Consider the following 4,627-nt stretch of genomic DNA (forward strand, 5'->3'; position numbering starts at 1 on the left):
CAATGTGGAAAAGGTCTACAAGAACGGCACTACGGAAATCCGTCGCAACATCGCAGGCTTCGTTCTCACCACGGACAAATACGATACGGATATGCGCCAGTGGCAGGCGGACCCCAATATAGACGGGACCACTAGCAGCCAGGGCTATAACCGCTACAGCTATGTGCACAATAACCCCCTGGCGTTTACCGATCCAACCGGGTACTGGTCGTTTAAGGAGAATTTACCGCAGATTTTCCAGTCAGTGGTCATGCTTGCAGTCAGCACAAATCCCCTGGCCTTTGCCATAACGACCGCTTTCTTTGCCAAAGCCAACGGCGCCTCGGACAGAGAGGCCTTCAAGCAGGGCGTAAAAGCAGGCGCCATTGCGTTTGCGTCCAACAAGGCTTTTGAGGCCATTGGCAACTATGGGGCGGGAAATGGGGTATCTGCGGATACGCCCGGGGCTATCCAGGTTGGCGAGAACGTCTGGGTCTCCAAGGAGATCTATGTCACCATGGTAATGGCCCATGGTGTGGTGGGCGGCATAGCCGCGGATCTGCAGGGGGGCAAGTTCGGGCACGGGTTTATTTCCGCTGCGGTGACCAAGAGTCTGTCGCCGGCGATTGGCAGGCTACCGGAATCTGTGCAGTTGGTTACCACTATGGTTGTTGGTGGTACAACCTCGGAGTTAAGTGGCGGAAAGTTTGCCAATGGTGCCATTACGGCTGCAATGCAGTATGTGATGAATTGGCAGGGAGGGGATGAACGTGCACAAAAGAGATATGTAATCACTGTCGCAGAAACAAGCGCTGATGGTGGGAATTTCACTAGAGCTGCTAATGCTTTGGCTACGGATTTGGAGGGTGCTGGTTATACAGTCGATATTGTCCATATACATTCTATCGAGACCTTTAATAGCGTTATAACTTCTGGAAGACAGATTCATGGCATGACAATGTTGGGACATGGGTTTGGAAGTGGGGGGGCGGTAACTTTGAATATGGCAAGTTCAGCACTGAACTCTAATATAGCTCCATACAATATTGATTCTCTTGATTTTTCTAATTTTTCTTCTAAAGCAGTGATAGATATACGGCATTGTAATACTGGCATGGCGTCTGATTGGGGTGTGTTTGCTCAAAGTATGCATAACGCCTCGGGACTGGAAACTATAGGTTATACAAAGGGTTTATCTTTTAGGGGAGGCGATATGAAGTATCTTGGAGGAGCCGGTGCTAGACCCCCATCAAGTGGTTCGATCTACCTTGTGCCAAATCCTAATAGCTCTGAGGTTAGATATGGATTTTAACAGAAGTTGTTTGTTTGTTGTATTGATGTTATTTCAAATTTCCGTAAATGCTGGAGGAAAATCGTGGTTCAGTACAGGGGAGGGATTTTGTTTAAACCTAAAATCTAATAAGCAACTAAGTATTGATAAATTGGAAAAAGAGCTGGAAGTTATCGGGTTATACGCATCTCCTTGTTTAATTCAGCAGCTAGATAGCCAAGAGACTGTGGATATATATAATGAACGTTTCTCTGTAACGTTACCTTTGTCGGTATTGTCAAATTACTTTCTTGTAAAAATTAAAAGCCAAATTGAAAATGCGGGAAATGATTCGAGTTTGAAGCAGGAGGATTTGTTTGAGGGTCGCGTTTGTTGCTCGAAATGCGCCCTCAACAAGAAGGGGTTTGTTGAATATTTTGGTGAACTTGTTGAAGAAAAAATAAATTTTGAGATTGAAACAGGTGTAAACAATGAAAGATTCGAGGATTACAAAGCACTGTTTGAGATAAATCGTTAAGCTGTTGCACAAAAGGGGCCGACCGGTAATTTTTCTCCAGTGCCAGGAGCCTATTTTGATGAAAATGGTGTTCCGGTTACCGTTGAGGTCGGACCGTTTGGTAACACAGTTAGCGCAGATGGTACGACAGCCTATAGTTTTGATTCTAATACTGGGACGTTAATTAATCCTTTAGCTACAGGTATGGCTAAGCCTAGTGCTCCTGAATTAATGTTCTTAGGTGGCGTTCGTGTGGGTGTCTCTGCTGGCTATTCAATGTTTAATCTTGCGGCAAGAGCGGGGCCAAGTACTTATACCAATTTCGCAATCAACTCTATAGGTAGGGATACCTTAAAAGTTATGAGTTTTGGCTTTCTATATCGTGTACCTAAATTTAACCCCTCATATTATTGGGCTAGGTCTGGTGGTAATTACTCTTTAGCAGTCTCAAAACTTGGCCGCTCTAATCCTGGGTATGATGCAGTTTTTGGCGGTCTTGGAGTGATTGGAACTTTGGGTACAGCTCCGGTGGGTGATTAATGTCTGACTTATATCTAATTAAAAATGCTCACTGCCCTTGTATCTCTTTTGAGGTTAGTAAGGGTGCGAAAAGTGTGAAAAGAAGATTTTTTTCTTTAAAGAAGAAGGATGGATATGGAATAAAACTGAATGGAAGGCTGTTTGCGTTAATTGTGATAAAAAACAAGCTTTTTTTATTATTTAAAAATTGCTGGTACGATGTAAGCGAGCCCTCCTTTAGTGCTAAGGTGGAACAGAAGTCTAAAGCTGAGAAGAGCTTTAGCCTGCTGGATGGGGAAAAATTTATTTTCTCCTTTGATTTTTCTGATCGAGAGTTAAACAGGAAGGACATCACACCAGAGCCGCATTTTGTTGATGATGTTGTAGATTGGTTGAAGGATGATGCGTCAAGAAAATGGTATAAGAGTCTTTTTGAGAAGGCTTGAACTCAATATATAGAAATTGTAAAACGCCCAGGCAAGCTTACTTTTTATACTTGGTAAATTGATTTTTGTCCCCCAAAAAACTAAGAAACCTAGAGCGCTAACTACCAGTAGTTAGCGCTCTAACGGCCGCATAGCATGTTCCACCTGACGCTGAGCGATAATCGCATCGATCACCCGAATCACCGTGTCCTTGTCTTGATGGTAGTGTTCAGAATTCTGTGTCATTTCTTTACCATTAGCAAAAAAAAGATGACCCATGACCAAACCTACTTTCGATATGGATGCCGCTGTTAAGGCGCTGCGTGAGGGCAAAGACCTCAGCGGAAAAGACGGCATCCTAACCCCACTGATCAAACAGCTCACCGAAACTGCCTTTATAGATTTAGGGAGTGGCACGGGGCATGTGGATTTAAATACCGGAAGCATTATGTTCAGCAATCAAGTCCCACTTAACTACTATCATAATTCCGGCCGACAAGCAGCAATTATGCTATGGCGTTTATCTTCCAGAGAAAAATGAGATGAATTTGACATATGAATTGTAAAATATTTTGTCTACTATTTATGGCTATGTTTTATAGTCAATTAAATTATGCTTATGAGATATTGGAAGATGAGTATAAAAGGAAGCTAATTGAAAATCTTAATGAGTGTAAATTCGAAATCTCCATTCCCAAGCGTAATGATAAAAACGCTTACATGAAGATTTGGTCAGACTGTGATCTGAGTGAATTCGAAGTGGCAGAGAAATTTAAGCAGATTGTAAATAAAACTAATAGTATAGAAATTTTGAAAAATGTAACGTCAATCCGATATCAAGGCTATGTTGGGTACGCTCCACATTGGCAAAATTGGTTTTTATACCAAGCTACCTTCCGGAAGCAAGGACTAGATGATTTCCATGAATACTTTAAATCAAGCGACTTTTCCAAAATCTTGGCTAATTATGGTCTTTTTATTAAGGAAATAATGAATGAGCAATATTCTTTAATTGACTCTCAGGCCGTCAGCAGTTCAAAAGAAATTAAAAATTATTTCGATCCAGGGGTGTATTTAATGATTGAAGTAAGCCAATGCAATTTAGTTGAGTAACCAGGTATTAACTAAGAATAATTGAGGCTATTGATAATAACTTTGCTTCTTTAAATTAACAAAAAGGGCTAAGAAGACATTTATTTATTTCAGTGGATTAAAAAATGAATTTAATGCGGAGGTCGATCGAATTGCTTTTTACTTCATTGGTTTCTAATTTTAATATAGTTGCAGAAATTAATTCCTTCGCATATTCATTTATAGAGCTATGTGCACAATAACCCCCTGGCGTTTACCGATCCCACCGGGTACTGGTCGTTTAAGGAGAATTTACCGCAGATTTTCCAGTCAGTGGTCATGCTCGCAGCCAGCACAAATCCCCTGGCCTTTGCCATAACGACCGCTTTCTTTGCCAAAGCCAACGGCGCCTCGGACAGAGAGGCCTTCAAGCAGGGCGTAAAAGCAGGCGCCATTGCGTTTGCGTCCAACAAGGCTTTTGAGGCCATTGGCAACTATGGGGCGGGAAATGGGGTATCTGCGGATACGCCCGGGGCTATCCAGGTTGGCGAGAACGTCTGGGTCTCCAAGGAGATCTATGTCACCATGGTAATGGCCCATGGTGTGGTGGGCGGCATAGCCGCGGATCTGCAGGGGGGCAAGTTCGGGCACGGGTTTATTTCCGCTGCGGTGACCAAGAGTCTGTCGCCGGCGATTGGCAGGCTACCGGAATCTGTGCAGTTGGTTACCACTATGGTTGTTGGTGGTACAACCTCGGAGTTAAGTGGCGGAAAGTTTGCCAATGGTGCCATTACGGCTGCAATGCAGTATGTGATGAATTGGCAGGGAGGGGGTGAAAGTGCACAA

Annotated in this window: 6 protein-coding genes and 1 pseudogene; all 7 read left to right on the forward strand. The window is 43.2% G+C overall.

What is annotated here, in order from left to right; translation table 11 throughout:
• The coding region (locus tag ABVT36_RS18670; RefSeq protein ID WP_368457907.1) for a hypothetical protein at positions 1-1,291 on the forward strand (1,291 nt) is incomplete at its 5' end.
• The gene (locus ABVT36_RS18675; protein ID WP_368457908.1) at positions 1,281-1,787 is read left to right on the forward strand and encodes a hypothetical protein; all 507 of its coding nucleotides are present in this window, start codon (positions 1,281-1,283) and stop codon (positions 1,785-1,787) included. The genes ABVT36_RS18670 and ABVT36_RS18675, both read left to right, overlap by 11 nt.
• A gap of 39 nt (positions 1,788-1,826) precedes the next feature.
• Positions 1,827-2,306 carry a hypothetical protein gene (locus ABVT36_RS18680; RefSeq protein WP_368457909.1) on the forward strand — a complete coding sequence of 160 codons (480 nt, stop codon included), beginning with the start codon at positions 1,827-1,829 and terminating at the stop codon, positions 2,304-2,306.
• Positions 2,306-2,731: a hypothetical protein gene (locus ABVT36_RS18685; protein ID WP_368457910.1), complete on the forward strand. Its 426-nt coding sequence runs from the start codon at positions 2,306-2,308 to the stop codon at positions 2,729-2,731. Before ABVT36_RS18680 ends, ABVT36_RS18685 begins: the two co-directional genes overlap by 1 nt.
• Positions 2,732-2,987: 256 nt before the next feature.
• Positions 2,988-3,104: pseudogene (locus ABVT36_RS18690) on the forward strand (IS256 family transposase); the annotation flags it as partial.
• A gap of 161 nt (positions 3,105-3,265) precedes the next feature.
• The gene (locus ABVT36_RS18695; protein ID WP_368457911.1) at positions 3,266-3,823 is read left to right on the forward strand and encodes a hypothetical protein; all 558 of its coding nucleotides are present in this window, start codon (positions 3,266-3,268) and stop codon (positions 3,821-3,823) included.
• 210 nt (positions 3,824-4,033) lie between these two features.
• Positions 4,034-4,627: hypothetical protein (locus ABVT36_RS18700; protein ID WP_368457912.1), on the forward strand; the 594-nt coding region annotated here is incomplete at its 3' end.

Origin of the sequence: Microbulbifer sp. TYP-18, assembly GCF_040932045.1 — a bacterium.
Lineage (GTDB): Bacteria > Pseudomonadota > Gammaproteobacteria > Pseudomonadales > Cellvibrionaceae > Microbulbifer.